Annotated in this window: 18 protein-coding genes; 16 read left to right on the forward strand and 2 right to left on the reverse strand. The window is 65.0% G+C overall.

Annotated elements, in window-relative coordinates; genetic code table 11:
• The first annotated feature begins 21 nt into the window (after window positions 1–21).
• The 8 genes from TQ38_RS10500 (at window position 22) to TQ38_RS10535 (ending at window position 4,653) form a co-directional block, all read left to right on the forward strand.
• Complete coding sequence (locus tag TQ38_RS10500) at window positions 22–714, forward strand: glutathione S-transferase family protein (RefSeq protein WP_043972803.1); 693 nt, start codon at window positions 22–24, stop codon at window positions 712–714.
• Between the two features lie 23 nt (window positions 715–737).
• On the forward strand, window positions 738–1,109 hold the full coding sequence (locus tag TQ38_RS10505; protein ID WP_043972800.1) for a DUF1428 domain-containing protein: 372 nt from the start codon (window positions 738–740) through the stop codon (window positions 1,107–1,109).
• A 2-nt stretch (window positions 1,110–1,111) separates the two neighbouring features.
• Entirely contained in the window at window positions 1,112–1,927 is an 816-nt protein-coding gene (locus TQ38_RS10510) for a VOC family protein (RefSeq protein ID WP_043972797.1), read from the forward strand.
• A gap of 76 nt (window positions 1,928–2,003) precedes the next feature.
• The gene (locus tag TQ38_RS10515; protein WP_043972795.1) at window positions 2,004–2,630 is read left to right on the forward strand and encodes a glutathione S-transferase family protein; all 627 of its coding nucleotides are present in this window, start codon (window positions 2,004–2,006) and stop codon (window positions 2,628–2,630) included.
• Complete coding sequence (locus TQ38_RS10520; protein WP_043972792.1) at window positions 2,627–3,121, forward strand: VOC family protein; 495 nt, start codon at window positions 2,627–2,629, stop codon at window positions 3,119–3,121. The genes TQ38_RS10515 and TQ38_RS10520 overlap by 4 nt, the downstream gene beginning before the upstream one ends.
• 7 nt (window positions 3,122–3,128) lie before the next feature.
• Window positions 3,129–3,527 (forward strand): VOC family protein, encoded by a 399-nt coding sequence (locus tag TQ38_RS10525; RefSeq protein ID WP_043972790.1) that lies wholly within the window; start codon window positions 3,129–3,131, stop codon window positions 3,525–3,527.
• Window positions 3,524–4,177, forward strand: a complete 654-nt coding sequence (locus TQ38_RS10530; protein WP_043972787.1) for a glutathione S-transferase family protein — start codon at window positions 3,524–3,526, stop codon at window positions 4,175–4,177. The genes TQ38_RS10525 and TQ38_RS10530 overlap by 4 nt, the downstream gene beginning before the upstream one ends.
• 29 nt (window positions 4,178–4,206) lie before the next feature.
• Window positions 4,207–4,653 (forward strand): SRPBCC family protein, encoded by a 447-nt coding sequence (locus TQ38_RS10535; RefSeq protein WP_043972785.1) that lies wholly within the window; start codon window positions 4,207–4,209, stop codon window positions 4,651–4,653.
• Between the two features lie 19 nt (window positions 4,654–4,672).
• On the opposite strand, the gene TQ38_RS10540 is transcribed toward TQ38_RS10535, so the two are convergent.
• Complete coding sequence (locus TQ38_RS10540; protein ID WP_043973456.1) at window positions 4,673–5,263, reverse strand: J domain-containing protein; 591 nt, start codon at window positions 5,261–5,263, stop codon at window positions 4,673–4,675.
• Window positions 5,264–5,303: 40 nt separating this feature from the next.
• Here TQ38_RS10540 and TQ38_RS10545 point away from each other — a divergent pair, with 40 nt between their 5' ends.
• From TQ38_RS10545 to TQ38_RS10580, 8 genes are all read left to right on the forward strand, one after another.
• Window positions 5,304–5,576, forward strand: coding sequence for a BolA family transcriptional regulator (locus TQ38_RS10545; protein WP_043972783.1), 273 nt, complete (start codon window positions 5,304–5,306; stop codon window positions 5,574–5,576).
• Window positions 5,577–5,806: 230 nt separating this feature from the next.
• A complete protein-coding gene (gene hisG / locus TQ38_RS10550; RefSeq protein WP_043972781.1) occupies window positions 5,807–6,460 on the forward strand; it encodes an ATP phosphoribosyltransferase in 654 nt (217 codons plus the stop codon).
• Complete coding sequence (gene hisD / locus TQ38_RS10555) at window positions 6,460–7,752, forward strand: histidinol dehydrogenase (protein ID WP_043972780.1); 1,293 nt, start codon at window positions 6,460–6,462, stop codon at window positions 7,750–7,752. The genes hisG and hisD overlap by 1 nt, the downstream gene beginning before the upstream one ends.
• Window positions 7,749–8,204, forward strand: coding sequence for a transcription antitermination factor NusB (gene nusB, locus TQ38_RS10560; protein WP_043972779.1), 456 nt, complete (start codon window positions 7,749–7,751; stop codon window positions 8,202–8,204). The genes hisD and nusB overlap by 4 nt, the downstream gene beginning before the upstream one ends.
• Before the next feature lie 167 nt (window positions 8,205–8,371).
• Window positions 8,372–9,331 carry a thiamine-phosphate kinase gene (gene thiL, locus TQ38_RS10565; RefSeq protein WP_043972777.1) on the forward strand — a complete coding sequence of 320 codons (960 nt, stop codon included), beginning with the start codon at window positions 8,372–8,374 and terminating at the stop codon, window positions 9,329–9,331.
• A 158-nt stretch (window positions 9,332–9,489) separates the two neighbouring features.
• A complete protein-coding gene (locus TQ38_RS10570) occupies window positions 9,490–11,589 on the forward strand; it encodes a sodium-translocating pyrophosphatase (RefSeq protein WP_043972775.1) in 2,100 nt (699 codons plus the stop codon).
• A gap of 208 nt (window positions 11,590–11,797) precedes the next feature.
• A complete protein-coding gene (locus TQ38_RS10575; protein ID WP_043973454.1) occupies window positions 11,798–12,925 on the forward strand; it encodes a GNAT family N-acetyltransferase in 1,128 nt (375 codons plus the stop codon).
• Complete coding sequence (locus TQ38_RS10580) at window positions 12,922–13,785, forward strand: transcriptional regulator (RefSeq protein ID WP_043972773.1); 864 nt, start codon at window positions 12,922–12,924, stop codon at window positions 13,783–13,785. Before TQ38_RS10575 ends, TQ38_RS10580 begins: the two co-directional genes overlap by 4 nt.
• A gap of 4 nt (window positions 13,786–13,789) precedes the next feature.
• Here the strand turns inward: TQ38_RS10580 and TQ38_RS10585 are convergent, their stop codons facing one another.
• Entirely contained in the window at window positions 13,790–15,079 is a 1,290-nt protein-coding gene (locus TQ38_RS10585) for a cyclopropane-fatty-acyl-phospholipid synthase family protein (RefSeq protein WP_043972772.1), read from the reverse strand.
• Window positions 15,080–15,128: the final 49 nt, after the last annotated feature.

A 15,128-nucleotide genomic window follows, 5' to 3' on the forward strand; every position in this document is an offset into this window, starting at 1 on the left:
ACAAGACAAGCGAGAGAGACGATGCCGATCGATCCGAACGCCGCCCTGGAAATCACCGCCTTCGAGTGGGTTCCGTCCTTCGCGCAGGGGCAGGTCCGTGACCTGCGCCCGCGCTGGGCCTGCGAGGAATATGGCCTTCCCTACAAGGTGCGCCTCATCAGCGCGGTGGAACGGCCCACCTGGTATTTCCAGGACCAGCCATGGGGGCAGGTTCCCTTCGTGCGCGACGGCGAGGTGGGCGTGTTCGAAAGCGGCGCCACCCTCCTCCACATCGCCGAGAAAGCCGGCGCCTTGCCCCCGGTCGGCTCGCAGGAACGCGCGAAAGTGTTGAGCTGGCTGCTGGCCGCGTTCAACTCGGTCGAACCGTTCGTGATGGAATTCGTCAACTGCACCGTTTTCTCCCGCAAGGAAGACTGGGCGCAGCTGCGCAAGCCCTCGCTGGTCGAGGCTCTGGGCGGACGGCTCTCCAAGCTGGAAACCGCGCTGGCGGACGATGAATGGCTGGCAGGCGAATTCTCTGTCGCCGACATCGCCATGACCACTATCCTGCGCGCCCTGCCCGACCCCGCCCTGCTGGCCGAACGCGTTAGCCTTGCCGCCTATGTCGAGCGTGCCACGGCCCGTCCCGCGTTCACACGCGCACTGGAGGCGCAGCTGGAACCCTTTGCCGAACATGATCCCAACAATCAGCAGGCCAACAAGCAGCAGGCCTGAACGCAACAGGAAGGAGTTTGACCATGACCTACGTTGACGGATTCGTGCTCGCCGTTCCCAAGGCGAACAAGGAAAAGTTCATCAAGCACGCCGAACAGGGCGACTCGGTCTTCATGGACCAGGGCGCGACCCGCATTGTCGAGTGCTGGCAGGATGACGTGCCGCACGGCAAGCAGACCGATTTCTTCCGCTGCGTGGACGCGAAGGAGGACGAGGCAGTGGTCTTCAGCTGGATCGAATGGCCCGACAAGGCGACGCGCGACAAGGCCATGTCGAAGATCGAGGACCTCATGAAGAACGATCCGCGCATGAACCCCGAAACGAACCCCATGCCCTTCGACGGCATGCGCATGATCTACGGCGGCTTCACCCCCGTCGTCCAGTTGGGAGAATAGCCGTGGGCAACCCTGTAGGCAGCTTCATCTGGTATGAACTGATGACCGGCGATGCCGATGCCGCCGCCGCCTTCTACGGCAGCGTCGTGGGCTGGAAGGTCGGCGCCAACGTCATGCCTGACGCGGGCATGGACTACCGCATGATCGAGCGTATCGACGGCGGCAGCGCGGGCTGCGGCTATTCCGGCGGCGTCCTCGCCCTCACCGACGAGATGATCGGCGGCGGCGCGAAGCCGGGCTGGCTCGGCTACATCCATGTCCCCGATGTCGACGCTGAAGTGGCCGCGATCGTGGCCGAGGGCGGCGGTGTCCACATGCCCGCGACCACCATGGAAGGCGTGGGCCGCATGGCCATGGTCACCGACCCGCTCGGCGGCGCCTTCTACCTGATGACCCCGCAGCCGCCAGAAGACGATCCCGATGCGACCAGCGACGTCTTCACCGTCGACAAGCCGCAGACGATCCGATGGAACGAACTCGTCACGCCCGACGACGATGCGGCGGTGGCGTTCTATACGAAGCACTTCGGCTGGACCCAGGAAGGCGCGATGCCGATGGGCGAACTGGGCGACTACCGCTTCATCCAGAACGAGGGCGTCGGCATTGGCGCTGTCATGAAGAAGGCCGATTTCATGCCGGTCGCGGGCTGGGCCTACTACATCGGTATCGACGACATAGACCGCGCCCTGGCCGCTGTGAAAGACGGCGGCGGCAAGGCGATGGGCGATCCCCAGCAGATCCCCGGCGGCGAATATACCGTCCACGCCTTCGACCCGCAGGGCGCCTATTTCGGGCTGGTCGGGCCAAAGGCAGGATGAGCATCAAGGGCGGTTGACGCCGCCCTGATGTTCCATCAATGTTCCACCGATTGACGTGCACTGCGGGAGACAGCCGATGGCCGATTACACCTTCTTCACGAACCCCATGTCGCGCGGCCAGATCGCCCGATGGGCCCTGCACGAAGCTGGCGCACAGTACGAACAGGTGCTGGTCGACTGGAAGGACAAGCCAGATGCTTTCCTCGCCGCCAACCCGATGGGCAAAGTGCCGACCATCGTCCACCACGTAGAGGCCGGCGACCGCGTGGTGACCGAGGCTGCCGCCATCTGCCTCTACCTTGCCGAGATGCACCCCGAGGCAGGCCTGCTCCCCAACGACGGCGAAATGGCGGACTACTACCGCTGGACCTTCTTCGCCTCCGGCCCGATCGAACAGGCGATCACCTCGCGCGCGCTCAAGTTCGAACCCAAGCCCGATCAGGAGATGATGGCTGGCTGGGGCAGCTTCGAGCGGACCATCCACACCATCGACGAAAAACTGGCCGCCGACACCTGGGTCTGCGGAGAACGCTTCACCATGGCCGATGTCTACGTGGGCGCAACGATCGACTGGGGGCTGACTTTCGGCATCATGCCGCCCCTGCCCTCGCTGGTCGGCTATGCCGAGCGTTGCCAGGCCCGGCCCGCCTACAAGGCCGCAAAAGGCATCGACGGCAAGCTGATTGAGGAGATGAAGAAATGACGGGCATGACAAAAGCCCGCATCTGCCTTTGGTACAACGGCGATGCGGAAGATGCCGCGAACTTCTACGCCGGGGTATTCCCCGATACCCGTGTGATTTCGGTACAGCGCTCTCCGGCAGACTATCCCGACGGCCTGCTGGGCAATGTGCTGGTGGTCGAATTCTCGGTGATGGGGATCGAGTGTATCGGCCTGAACGGCGGCGACCAGTTCCCGCAGTCCGAGAGCTTCTCGTTCCAGATCGCCACCGATACGCAGGAGGAAACCGACCGTTACTGGAACGCCATCGTCGACAATGACGGGCAGGAAAGCATGTGCGGCTGGTGCAAGGACAAGTGGGGCCTCAACTGGCAGATCACTCCGCGCGCCCTCACCGATGCGATGTCCAGCCCCGACCGCGCAGCGGCGGGCCGCGCCATGCAGGCGATGATGACGATGCGCAAGATCGACATCGCCGGTATCGAAGCGGCTTTTGCGGACGAAACGGCCTGATCCCGCCATGGGCGTCGAACTCAACCACACGATCGTCTGGTGCCGCGACCGGCGTGTCTCGGCCGACTTCTTCGCCGCGATCTACGGATTGCCCGAACCGGTCGACCTGTTCCATTTCCGCGTGGTCAAGCTGGCGCACGGCGTCTCGCTCGATTTCGCCGAGAAGGACGGCCCGGTCGCGCCCCAGCACTATGCGATGCTGGTCGATGAAAGCACCTTCGACGCCGTTCTCTCCCGCATCGAAACGCGCGGCCTGACGTACTGGGCCGACCCCATGCGCACCCGCGCCGGCGAGATCAATCGCAACGACGGCGGTCGCGGCCTCTACTTCGAAGACCCTGACGGACACGTCCTCGAAGCGCTGACCGTGCCTTACGGCGGATTTACACGAAAGGATGAGGGATGACCCTCGCACTCTACGGCCACCCTTTCTCGTCCTATACGTGGAAGGCCCGGATCGCGCTGCTTGCGGCCGATCTGGAGCACGAATTCCTCATCCTCGACGCCGATCACCCGGAACATGCGGAAGCCGTCCGCTTCGCCGGGCCGCAAGGCAAGTTTCCGGTGCTGCGCGACGGCGAGAACCTGCTGTTCGAGGCAACCTCGATCATCGAATATCTCTCGGTCCACCACGCCCCCGCCGACATGCTGGTCCCTTCGGACCCGGATGCGGCCATCGGCACGAGGATGATGGACCGGGTTTTCGACAATTACGTCATGGGCCCGATGCAGGACGTGGTGAACGAATACCTGCGGAACGCTGAAAACCCGGACATGGTGCGCATTACCGAAGCCCGCGCCCGGCTGGACCGCACTTACGCGTGGTTGGAAGGCTGGCTCCAGTTCTACCCCGAGATGGACCATGTCACCCTGATCGAATGCGCCGCCGCGCCTTCGCTGTTCTATGCCGACTGGGTCCACCCGATCCCCGAAGCCCTGCCCCGCCTGCGCCAGTGGCGCGCCCATCTGCTCAGCCTGCCCGCCGTGCGCACATGCGTTGAGGAAGCCCGCCCCTACCGTGCCGGCTTCCCGCTTGGCGCTCCTGACAGAGACTGATGGCCAAACGGCGACCAAAGGAGAAACCGATGCCCAACGAACTGTCGATCACCCGCCTCATCGCCGCGCCTCCGGCAAAAGTCTGGGAAGTCCTGGCAGAGCGGCAGAACGAATGGTGGTGCCCTACCCCGTGGCGCGCCGAAGTCGACCATCAGGATCGCCGACCCGGCGGTGTGTGCAAGATGACGATGTACGGTCCCGATGGCGAAGTGATGCCGCAGAACGGCATCTACCTCGCCTACGACGAAGGCCGCCGCTTCATCACCACCGACGCCGTGGTCGACGATTTCCAGCCAAACGGCCCCTTCATGATCGGCATATGGGAAATCGCCCCCGAAGGCGAAGGCACCCGCTACACCGCCACCGCCCGCCACTGGACGGAGGAAACCATGAACCAGCACGCGGAAATGGGCTTCACCGAAGGCTGGAACGCCTGCGCCGACCAACTCGCCGCCATCTGCGAGAAGGAAGCATGATCGGTGGCCGTTCGCACGATCACTCGAAAGCGGCGGCCTTTCGCAGTAGTTGATACGCCTCGACCACGCCCTGCAATTTGACTGCGTGGCTGTGGTCGCCGCCGTTGTGGTCGGGGTGATATTGCCGCAGCAGCCGGGTGTAGCGCATCCGCAGGGTCTTGCGGTCTATGCTCGCATCCAACCCCAACACGCCCAGCGCCTGCCGCTCGGCGGGCGAGAAGCCTGCCTTCTCGGCCTGCATTTCCGCGCGGCGCCGGTTCACATGGGCTTTCGCCCGCGCCGAGATCGCCTCCAGCGGATCGGCGTAGTCCCGCCAGCGCGGCGCCTCGTCCACGCCTGCGTCGGGGCGGAAGGCACGAGTCTGCGTCTCCCAGCCATGCAGCGGCGACTGCGCGCGCAGAATCTCTTCGGTGTCCATGCCGTCGAAATAATCGTAGCCGGAATTGAACTGGCGAACATGGTCGAGGCAAAACCAGAGGTAGTCGCCCGGACCGTCGAAACCGGAGGGACGACCGCCCGGTGCACGGAACTCGCCCGCTTCCTCGCACCCCGGCCATGCACACTCGCGCCCGCCGGATTCGACCCTGCCATGAAATCTATGCTGTCTCACCGGCTTCCAGATGGGGCAAGGATCGCCTAAATGGAACCCCATGACCGGACCACTTGCACTTGAAATGCAGCAATTGCTGATTGCCGCCTTCGCACCCACCGCGCTCGACGTGGTCAACGATTCCGCCAGCCACAGCGGCCACAGCGGCGACGATGGCAGCGGCGAATCGCATTTCACCATTCTGATCGAGAGCGAAAAATTCGCCGGGGTCTCGCGCCTCCAGCGCCAGCGCCTGGTGAACGCCGCGCTGGGCGACATCCCCGGAAACCGCGTCCACGCCGTCGCCATCAAGGCCCGCGCGCCGGGAGAGTAAATCGAGGCCCGGATCGGCGGCGCGATGGACCCTGAAACAAGTTCAGGGTGACGGGAAGGCAAAACGATACGTTCCGTCTTAAACCCTCGTCACCCTGAACTTGTTTCAGGGTCCATCCTTCAACAGACCCCGCTTTCGCAGGTAAGCGCAGCGCCGCCGATTACCCTCACCACCATTTCGCCATCCATCACCATTGCCCTTTGCGGCCTTCCCGCCTAAACGCGCGCACCATGCCGACACCTCTGACTTTCGCCGTGCCCAAGGGCCGTATCCTCGACGAAGCGTTGCCCTTGATGGCACGCGCCGGTGTCGCGCCCGAGGCAGAGTTCCACGACAAGAAGTCGCGCGCGCTCTCCTTCGCCTGCGAAAACAGTGACATGCGCCTGATCCGCGTGCGCGCTTTCGACGTTGCAACCTTCGTTGCGCACGGCGCCGCGCAGGTCGGCATCGTCGGTTCCGACGTGGTCGAGGAGTTCGCCTACTCCGACCTTTACGCGCCTGTAGATCTCGACATCGGTCATTGCCGCCTTTCGGTCGCGGAACTCGTGGGTGAAACCGGCGGGCCGCTGCCTTCGCACCTGCGCATCGCCAGCAAGTACCCCAGCCTGACCCGCCGCCACTTCGAGAAGCTGGGCGTGCAGGCAGAGGTGGTGAAGCTGAACGGCGCGATGGAACTGGCGCCGATGCTCGGCCTGTCGAGCCGGATCGTCGATCTGGTCTCCACCGGCCGCACGCTGAAGGAGAACGGTCTGGTAGAAACCAGCCGCATCCTCGACATTTCCGCGCGACTGATCGTCAACCGCGCCGCGCTCAAGACCGATGACCGCGTCGCCGCGCTGGTCGAGGCGTTCCGTGCGCTCGTGGCCGAGAAAGTTCCGGCCTGATGCTGCGGCTCTCCAGCAGTGACCCGGGTTTCGCGCAGTCGTTCGCCCGCGTCGTCAGTGATCGGCGCGAGAGCGCGGTCGATGTCGCAGACGATGTCGCCGCGATCATCAAAGCCGTGCGCGCCCGCGGTGACGAAGCGCTGGCCGAATACACCGCGAAGTTCGACGGCCACGACCTCGGCGTCACCGGCTGGCAGGTCGACGCCGAAACCTGCAAGGCGGCGTTCGACGCTTTGACGCCCGAGCTTCGCAGCGCTCTCGAACTCGCCGCAAGCCGCATTCGCGCCTATCACGAGGCGCAGCTTCCCGAAGACCGCGACTATACCGACGATGCCGGGGTCCGCCTCGGCGCGACCTGGAGCGCGGTTGACGCCGCCGGCCTCTACGTCCCCGGCGGACGCGCGGCCTATCCCTCCTCGCTGCTGATGAACGCCATTCCTGCCAAGGTCGCAGGGGTAGAGCGCCTCGTCGTCGTCACCCCGACGCCGAAGGGCGAGGTAAACCCGCTGGTCCTCGCCGCCGCGCACCTTGCCGGCGTTGACGAAGTGTGGCGCGTGGGCGGCGCCCATGCGGTTGCCGCGCTAGCCTATGGCACCGACAGGATCGCGCCTGTCGACGTGGTGACCGGCCCCGGCAATGCCTGGGTGGCCGAGGCCAAGCGCCAGCTTTACGGCGTCGTTGGTATCGACATGGTAGCCGGTCCCAGCGAAATCCTCGTCATCGCCGATGCGCAGAACGACGCCCGCCGGATCGCCGCCGATCTGCTGAGCCAGGCCGAGCACGACCCGACCTCGCAGTCGATCCTCATCACTGACGACAAGGCCTTCGCACAGGCTGTTGCGGACACCGTCGAAGTTGAACTCTCGGCCCTCGCCACGCAGGAAACCGCGCGGACCAGCTGGACCGACAACGGCGTCATCATCGACGTCGCCAGCTTCGATGAAGCCCCCGCGCTCGCCAATGCGCTAGCCGCCGAACACGTCGAGATCGCCACCGACCACCCGGAAGACCTGATGCGCCGCATCCGTCATGCAGGTTCGGTGTTCCTTGGCCGCATGACCCCCGAAGCGGTCGGCGATTACGTCGCCGGTCCCAACCACGTCCTGCCCACCGGGCGGCGTGCACGGTTTTCCTCGGGGCTTTCGGTTCTCGATTTCATGAAGCGCACCAGCTTCATCCAGCTCGACCAGGCGGCTTTGGAGGCCATCGGCCCCGCCGCCGTCGCCCTTGCCGATGCGGAAGGGCTTCCCGCGCACGCGCGCTCAATTTCCATAAGGCTCGGCCAGTCATGACCACCAGCAAGACCCAAGCAAAGCAGGCGCGCGCAGCCGCCCGCCTTTCCGCCGTCCAGGCGCTTTACCAGTTCGACATGGAGGGCACTCAGCTGCCGATCCTGCTCGACGAATTCCACCGCCACCGCCTCGGCATGGAGATCGACGACGCCAAGTTCGCCAAGGCCGACGTCGCGTTCTTCGACGACGTGGTGAAGGGTGTGGTCGCCCGCCGCGACGAGATCGACGAACTGCTCTCGTCCAAGCTCTCCGAGGGTTGGTCGCTGGGCCGTCTCGACAAGACCATGCTCCAGATCCTTCGCGCCGGCGCCTATGAATTGATGGCCCGCCCCGACGTGCCGACCGGCGCCGCGATCACCGAATATCTCGATGTGTGCCACGCCTTCTTCGACCCGCGCGAGGCGAAATTCCTCAACGGCGTGCTGGATTCCGTGGCAAAGTCCGTCCGCTGAGGCGGCGCCGAGGCTGAACTGCAGGATACCTGCTTGGGCCGGGGCTTCGACAAGCTCAGCCTGAGCGGGTTTGAGGGTTTTCACCGCCTCCGCTCACCCTGAGCCTGTCGAAGGGTCATGATGAGCTTGTCGAAGCCCACTGATCGGCACACACTTGGCGCGACAACATGCCCTCTGAATTCGCCCTCATCCACGCCCTGCGCGCGATAGCCACCGATCCGGCAGCGCGCGCGCTGGCGGACGATGCCGCCGTGCTCGCGATCGGCGGCGAGACGCTGGTGCTAACGCTCGATACCCTCGTGGAGGGTGTCCATTACCTCCCCGCCGATCCGCCCGCCGACGTGGCCTGGAAGCTGGTGGCGGTGAACGTCTCCGACCTTTCCGCCAAGGGCGCCGTGCCGCTGGGATGCCTCTATTCTCACGCGCTGGGCGAGGACGAGTGGGACCGCGCCTTCCTCGAAGGGCTGGACCAGGCCTGCCGCCATTTCGCCATGCCGCTGCTTGGCGGCGACACGGTTCGAATGCCGGAAGGAGCGCCGCGCAGCTTCTCCCTGACCGCGCTGGGCACCGGGCCCAAGGACTGCGCCGTACCCTGCCGCACGTCCGCCAGACCAAGCGATCAGGTGTGGGTCGGCGGGACCATCGGCGATGCCGGGCTGGGCCTTGCCGCCGCCAGAGATGCGCTTGACGGGGAGCCGGTGCATCTGGCCGCCCTCCTTGCACGCTATCGCCGCCCCATGCCGCAGCCGCGCCTTGGCGTCAGCCTCGCCCCGTTGGTTCATGCTATGATGGACATATCGGATGGCCTGCTGGTCGATGCCGCCCGCATTGCCGCGGCCAGCGGCGTGGCGATCCGCATCGATGCGGAAGCCGTGCCTTTATCTCCTGCCCTGCGCGCGGTGGCAGGCGACGCTATCGAAACCCGCATCGCGGCGATGACAGCGGGAGACGACTACGAATTGCTGTTCACGGCGCCTCCGGGCAACAACGCGCGCATCCTTGCGGTAGCGCATGCGCTTGGCTGCAGCATCACTGCCATCGGCGAAGTAAGCGCGGGCGGCGGGTTGACGCTTCTCCATCAGGGCAAGCCCCTGCCCTTGCCCGGACGCCTCGGCTACCAGCACTGAAGACGCGCCAAGTATTGGGCATGTAACGGGGTCAGAACCGCGTACACACCTTTACAGACAACCTGCTTGCCAGTCCCCAGGCTTGTCTATAGCCCTTGTGCCTTCGAGCGGGAAAAACTCGCCGAAACAACATAAACCCATTGGGAAGGGGGCGTTCAGTGAACTTGATCACGATCGCAATTGTCTTGGGACTACTCGCCATAGTCTATGGCTTCGTCACCTCTCGTCAGGTCCTCAGTTCTCCGGCAGGCTCTGAAAAGATGCAGGAGATCGCCGCCGCTATCCAGGAAGGCGCTCAGGCCTATCTAAAGCGGCAGTATTCCACCATCGCCGTCGTCGGCGTCATCGTCGCCATCATCATCGCGCTGACGCTGGGACCGATCTCGGCTACCGGCTTCGTCATCGGCGCGATCCTTTCGGGCCTTGCCGGGTTCATCGGCATGAACATCTCGGTGCGCGCCAACGTGCGCACTGCTGCGGCCGCGCAGAAGGGCCTGCAGGCAGGCCTGACGCTGGCGTTCCGTGCCGGGGCCATCACCGGGATGCTGGTCGCGGGGCTGGCGTTGCTCGCGATTTCCGTGTTCTTCTGGTATCTGACCGCCGTGGCCGGCCATACCGTCGGCGATGAGGACCGCACCGTGGTCGAGGCGCTGACAGCGCTTGCCTTCGGCGCTTCGCTGATCTCGATCTTCGCGCGTCTGGGCGGCGGCATCTTCACCAAGGCCGCCGATGTGGGCGCCGACCTCGTCGGCAAAGTCGAGGCCGGTATTCCCGAGGACGACCCCCGTAACCCCGCCGTCATCGCCGACAACGTGGGCGACAACGTCGGCGACTGCGCCGGCATGGCCGCCGACCTGTTCGAGACCTATGTCGTCACCGTAGGCGCGACCATGGTTCTTTCCGCGCTGCTGGTGAAGGATCTGGGCGCTGCCCTGATGACTTTCATGACGCTGCCGCTGCTGATCGGCGGCGTGTGCATCGTCACCTCGATCATCGGCACGTACTTCGTACGGCTGGGATCGAGCCAGAACATCATGGGCGCCATGTACAAGGGCTTCCTTGTCACCGCGATCCTCTCGATCCCGGCGATCTACGGGTGCATCTGGGTCACCCGGCAGGGCGACATGGCCTCGCTGATCGGCAACCAGGCTTTTAGCGGCATGGACCTGTTCTGGTGCTCGCTGCTCGGCCTTGCCATCACCGGGCTCATCATCTGGATCACAGAGTATTACACCGGCACCCAGTACCGCCCGGTACGCTCGATCGCCAAGGCTTCGGAGACGGGCCACGGCACCAACGTGATCCAGGGCCTCGCCATCAGCCTTGAGTCCACCGCGCTGCCGACCCTCGTCATCGTTGCGGGAATCATCATCGCCTACCAACTCGCCGGGCTGCTGGGCATTGCCTATGCGGCCACCGCGATGCTGGCGCTGGCGGGCATGGTTGTCGCCCTCGACGCTTATGGTCCGGTCACCGACAATGCTGGCGGCATCGCCGAAATGGCCGGGCTGGACGACGACGTGCGGACCAGGACCGACGCTCTCGACGCGGTGGGCAACACCACCAAGGCCGTCACCAAGGGCTATGCGATCGGGTCGGCGGGGCTTGCCGCGCTGGTACTGTTCGCCGCCTACACCACTGACCTGCGTGAGTTCTTCCCGCAACTCGACGTCGATTTCAGCCTGGAAAACCCTTACGTCATCGTCGGCCTGCTGCTGGGAGCGCTGCTGCCCTACCTGTTCGGGGCGATGGGCATGACCGCAGTGGGCCGCGCGGCGGGCGACGTCGTGCTCGACGTGCGCGCCCAGTTCCGGGAAAAGCCGGGCATCATGACGTACACGGAAAAGCCCGACTACGCCCGTACTGTCGACCTCGTCACCAAGGCCGCGATCAAGGAGATGATCGTGCCCTCGCTGCTGCCGGTGCTGGCCCCGATTGCGGTCTACTACGTGATCGGCTGGGTAGGCGGACAGGCCAACGGCTTCGCGGCGCTGGGCGCGCTGCTGCTGGGCGTGATCGTCAGCGGTCTGTTCGTGGCGCTCTCGATGACATCGGGCGGCGGCGCGTGGGACAACGCCAAGAAGTACATCGAAGACGGCCACCACGGCGGCAAAGGCTCCGACGCCCACAAGGCCGCGGTGACCGGCGATACGGTGGGCGATCCCTACAAGGACACTGCCGGGCCTGCGGTGAACCCGATGATAAAGATCACCAACATTGTCGCGCTGCTGCTGCTGGCGGCACTGGCGGCCGGGTGATGCGCTGACCGACAGTGAAGCCCCGCCGGTATGGCGCCGGCGGGGCTTTCATTGGTCGCACCGTTAGCATTTCCTTGATGGATGCTCACTATCCTGCTGATGAACAGGTAATCCTTCAGCAATCGGGAAGTCCGCCCAAGTGGCATTCGAGGCACACGACGCGATCGCGCCTGCGGCATCCGATGCCCTCGCCGCATCTCCGCGCCGGGTGCCTGCTTCCACGCCGGGGCGCCTGACCTGCGTTCCGTGGCGCGATCTCGAGGCCGAAATCCCGGCCTGGGACCGCCTTGCGCAAGTGGCCAGTGAGCCAAATCCCTTTTTCGAGAGCTGGTATCTCCTGCCCTCGCTGCGCCATCTCGCGCAGACCGATGCAGTCAGGATATTGCGTTTCGAGCAGGACGGGGTGCTGGCCGGGGTTCTGCCGATCGTCCGCGCTGGGCGTTATTACCGCTGGCCGGTGCCGCACCTGTCAAGCTGGCTCCACACCAACTGCTTCTGCGGCGTCCCCTTGGTTACGAAGGGCGCCGAGGCGGCGTTCTGGCGAGCAGTGCTGTGCTGGGCGGACGACGAACCCGGTTCGGCCCTGTTCATGCACCTCCGCGGCATTGTGCTTGGCGGTCCACTTCATGCCGCGCTGGAAGCCGCCGCTGCCAGTGACGGCCGGCAGATCGAAGTGGTCCATACCGAGGCCCGGGCGATGCTCGCCTCCGATCTTGCGCCCGAAGCGTACCTGGAAGCCTCGCTTTCGGGCAAGAAGCGCAAGGAACTGCGCCGCCAGGCCAACCGCCTCGCCGACGAAGGCACAGTCGCCTTCGAGCGCCGCACCGACGCCAGTGATATCGCCCCATGGTGCGAGAACTTTCTCGCGCTTGAACGCGCAGGGTGGAAAGGCGAGGCCGGCTCTGCGCTTGGCTGCGACGAAGGCACCGCCCGTCTTTTCCGCGAAAGCCTTAACGGCGCCGCCACACGCGGCAGGCTGGAGCGCCTCACCCTCACCCTCGACGGGCGGCCGCTAGCCATGCTGGCGACGTTTTTGACCGCACCCGGCGCCTATTCCTACAAGACCGCCTTCGACGAGGACTTCTCGCGCTTTTCACCGGGCGTCCTGCTCCAGCGAGAGAATCTGGCGATCCTGGCCCGCGAGGACATCGCATGGAGCGACAGCTGCGCCAGCGCCGACCATCCGATGATCGATCACCTCTGGCGCGAACGGCGGACCATTGGCCGGCTCTCGATCGCCATCGGAGGAACCTTGCGCCGCTCGGCATTCCGCCACTTCGTTCGCGCCGAAACCGCACGTCGCCCCGCCGGCCAGCCCCCAAGAGAGCCATCATGAACGCGCCTGCCACCTTGCCCCCCCGTGCCGTTTTCCCCGATACCGCGCGCTCGGCTTTTGCCGGGAACTACCCGGAAGTACCGCATAAGCTGACTCACACGCTGGGCGCGCATCCGCTGATGGAACTGGAAGCGCTGGCCGCGTTGGCCGAAGCGCTGCCCGCTGCCTCGATCGAATACAACGCCGCCGACCAGCCCATCGGCATCGACGGCAAACCCGCGCCCACCGGCATTCCGATCGGCCGCACCATCCGCGAGATCGAGACCACCCGCTCCTGGGCCGTGCTCAAGAACATCGAGCAGGACCCGGCCTATGCCGCCTTGCTCGCCGACCTCCTCGCCGAAATCCGCCCTGCGATAGAGGCGCGCACGGGCCGGATGCTCAAGACGCAGGGCTTTGTCTTCGTGACCTCGGCGGGCGGGGTCACCCCGTACCACTTCGATCCCGAGCACAACATCCTGATGCAGGTGCGCGGCTCAAAGGTCATGACCCAGTTCCCCGCCGGCGATGCCACTTATGCCCCCGACGAGGTCCACGAAACCTACCACACCGGCGGCGGGCGCGAACTCAAGTGGCGCGAGGACCTCCTGGCAGGCGGGCGCGAATTTCCGTTGAAGACGGGCGGGGCGCTTTACGTGCCGGTCATGGCCCCGCATTTCGTGCGCAACGGGCAGGAACCTTCGGTCTCACTCTCGATCACCTGGCGCTCGGAATGGAGCTTTGCCGAAGCTGACGCGCGGGCCTTCAACGGGTTGCTGCGCAAGTTTGGCCTCAAGCCATCTTCGCCGGGCCGCTGGCCTACGACGAACCGAGCCAAGGCGCTTGGCTGGCGGATCGCGCGAAAGCTGGGGGCTGGCTGATTCCTCAGCCCTTCACCAGCGTTACTTGCGAAACCTCGATACCGCTGCCCAGAAAGCCGCCTTCGCAGTACATCAGATAGTAACGCCATAGCTGCACGAACCGCTCGTCGAAGCCGCTCGGCAGGCGCCCTTCCTCCACCGCGAGGTCGAAGTTGCACCGCCATTCGCGCAAGGTCCGGGCATAGTCGCCCCCGAAATTGTGCTGATCTTCCCACGACAGCCCACGCTCGGCGGCAAGCGCGCGAAATTCGCTTTCCTTGATGAGCATCCCGCCGGGGAACACGTATGTCTGGATGAAATCCGCGCTGGCGGCATAGTGCTCGAAGATTTCATCGCGGATCGAAATGTATTGAATACCGGCACGACCGCCGGAACGCAGGTTCCGCGCCACGCAGTCGAAGAAGTCGGGCCAGTAGTCACGTCCCACCGCCTCCACCATCTCCACCGAGGCGATCGCGTCGTACCGGCCGTGGACATCGCGGTAATCCTGCTTGCGAAAGTCCACGCTCCCGGCCTCGACCTTCCAGCGCGCACGGGCATAGGCCAGTTGTTCGTCCGACAGGCTGATGGCATCGACGTGGACGCCTTGGTGGCTGGCCATAAAGGCCGCCAGCGTGCCCCAGCCGCAACCGATCTCGAGCACCTTGTCGCCCTCGGCCAGTCCCAGTCGCTCGATGATCGCGGCTACCTTGCCCGACTGCGCGCAGTCCAGTTCGGTAACGAACTGGCTGTAGGCGTTCGGCCCGCTCTCAAGCTCGGAATAGAGCGCGCTGGAATAGATCATCGTCTCTCCCAGCCACGTCCGGTAGAAGTCGTTGCCGAGATCATAGTGGGCATGAATATTCTTCAGCGAACCGGCGCGCGAATTGCTGTTGAGGCGGTGCAGAACCCGGCTCAGCAGCCGCCAAGGCCCATGGGCCCGGGCAGCGCCGCCCAGCGCTGTGGCATTGGCCATGAACAGAGCAAACAGCGGCACCGGATCCGGGCTGTCCCACTCCCCCGCAGCCCAGGCCTGATACCAGCCCACTGACCCCCCGGTCGCCAACCGCAGCAGCGCGCGCCATTTCTTGAGGTCGACGACAGCGTCGAAACCCGCATTGCGGCCGCCCAGCAACCGCGTCTCGCCGCCGGGCAATGTCGCCATGATGGAACCGGTTTGCAGGCCCCGATCAATACGGTCGAGAATCTTCTGAACGCCGCCCGACCACAGCCGCGCAAGCCATTGCGGCCCCGCGCCGATGCGCCTTCCGCCTTCAACCAGATCGCCGCCTCGGCCCGATACGTGAGCATTCATGGCGCATGATATGAACGCGAATCGGCCCCTGGGCAATTGCCCAAGGATG

Origin of the sequence: Novosphingobium sp. P6W, from assembly GCF_000876675.2 — a bacterium.
Lineage (GTDB): Bacteria > Pseudomonadota > Alphaproteobacteria > Sphingomonadales > Sphingomonadaceae > Novosphingobium.

What these genes read in the sequence shown, in the direction of transcription:
- TQ38_RS10505 (WP_043972800.1), top strand. Translation starts at nt 738, where the DNA reads ATGACCTACGTTGACGGATTCGTGCTCGCCGTTCCCAAGGCGAACAAG.
- TQ38_RS10585 (WP_043972772.1), bottom strand. Translation starts at nt 15,079, where the DNA reads ATGAATGCTCACGTATCGGGCCGAGGCGGCGATCTGGTTGAAGGCGGA.
- TQ38_RS10535 (WP_043972785.1), top strand. Translation starts at nt 4,207, where the DNA reads ATGCCCAACGAACTGTCGATCACCCGCCTCATCGCCGCGCCTCCGGCA.
- TQ38_RS10525 (WP_043972790.1), top strand. Translation starts at nt 3,129, where the DNA reads ATGGGCGTCGAACTCAACCACACGATCGTCTGGTGCCGCGACCGGCGT.
- hisD (WP_043972780.1), top strand. Translation starts at nt 6,460, where the DNA reads ATGCTGCGGCTCTCCAGCAGTGACCCGGGTTTCGCGCAGTCGTTCGCC.
- nusB (WP_043972779.1), top strand. Translation starts at nt 7,749, where the DNA reads ATGACCACCAGCAAGACCCAAGCAAAGCAGGCGCGCGCAGCCGCCCGC.
- TQ38_RS10580 (WP_043972773.1), top strand. Translation starts at nt 12,922, where the DNA reads ATGAACGCGCCTGCCACCTTGCCCCCCCGTGCCGTTTTCCCCGATACC.
- TQ38_RS10530 (WP_043972787.1), top strand. Translation starts at nt 3,524, where the DNA reads ATGACCCTCGCACTCTACGGCCACCCTTTCTCGTCCTATACGTGGAAG.
- TQ38_RS10545 (WP_043972783.1), top strand. Translation starts at nt 5,304, where the DNA reads ATGACCGGACCACTTGCACTTGAAATGCAGCAATTGCTGATTGCCGCC.
- TQ38_RS10500 (WP_043972803.1), top strand. Translation starts at nt 22, where the DNA reads ATGCCGATCGATCCGAACGCCGCCCTGGAAATCACCGCCTTCGAGTGG.
- hisG (WP_043972781.1), top strand. Translation starts at nt 5,807, where the DNA reads ATGCCGACACCTCTGACTTTCGCCGTGCCCAAGGGCCGTATCCTCGAC.
- TQ38_RS10520 (WP_043972792.1), top strand. Translation starts at nt 2,627, where the DNA reads ATGACGGGCATGACAAAAGCCCGCATCTGCCTTTGGTACAACGGCGAT.
- TQ38_RS10515 (WP_043972795.1), top strand. Translation starts at nt 2,004, where the DNA reads ATGGCCGATTACACCTTCTTCACGAACCCCATGTCGCGCGGCCAGATC.
- thiL (WP_043972777.1), top strand. Translation starts at nt 8,372, where the DNA reads ATGCCCTCTGAATTCGCCCTCATCCACGCCCTGCGCGCGATAGCCACC.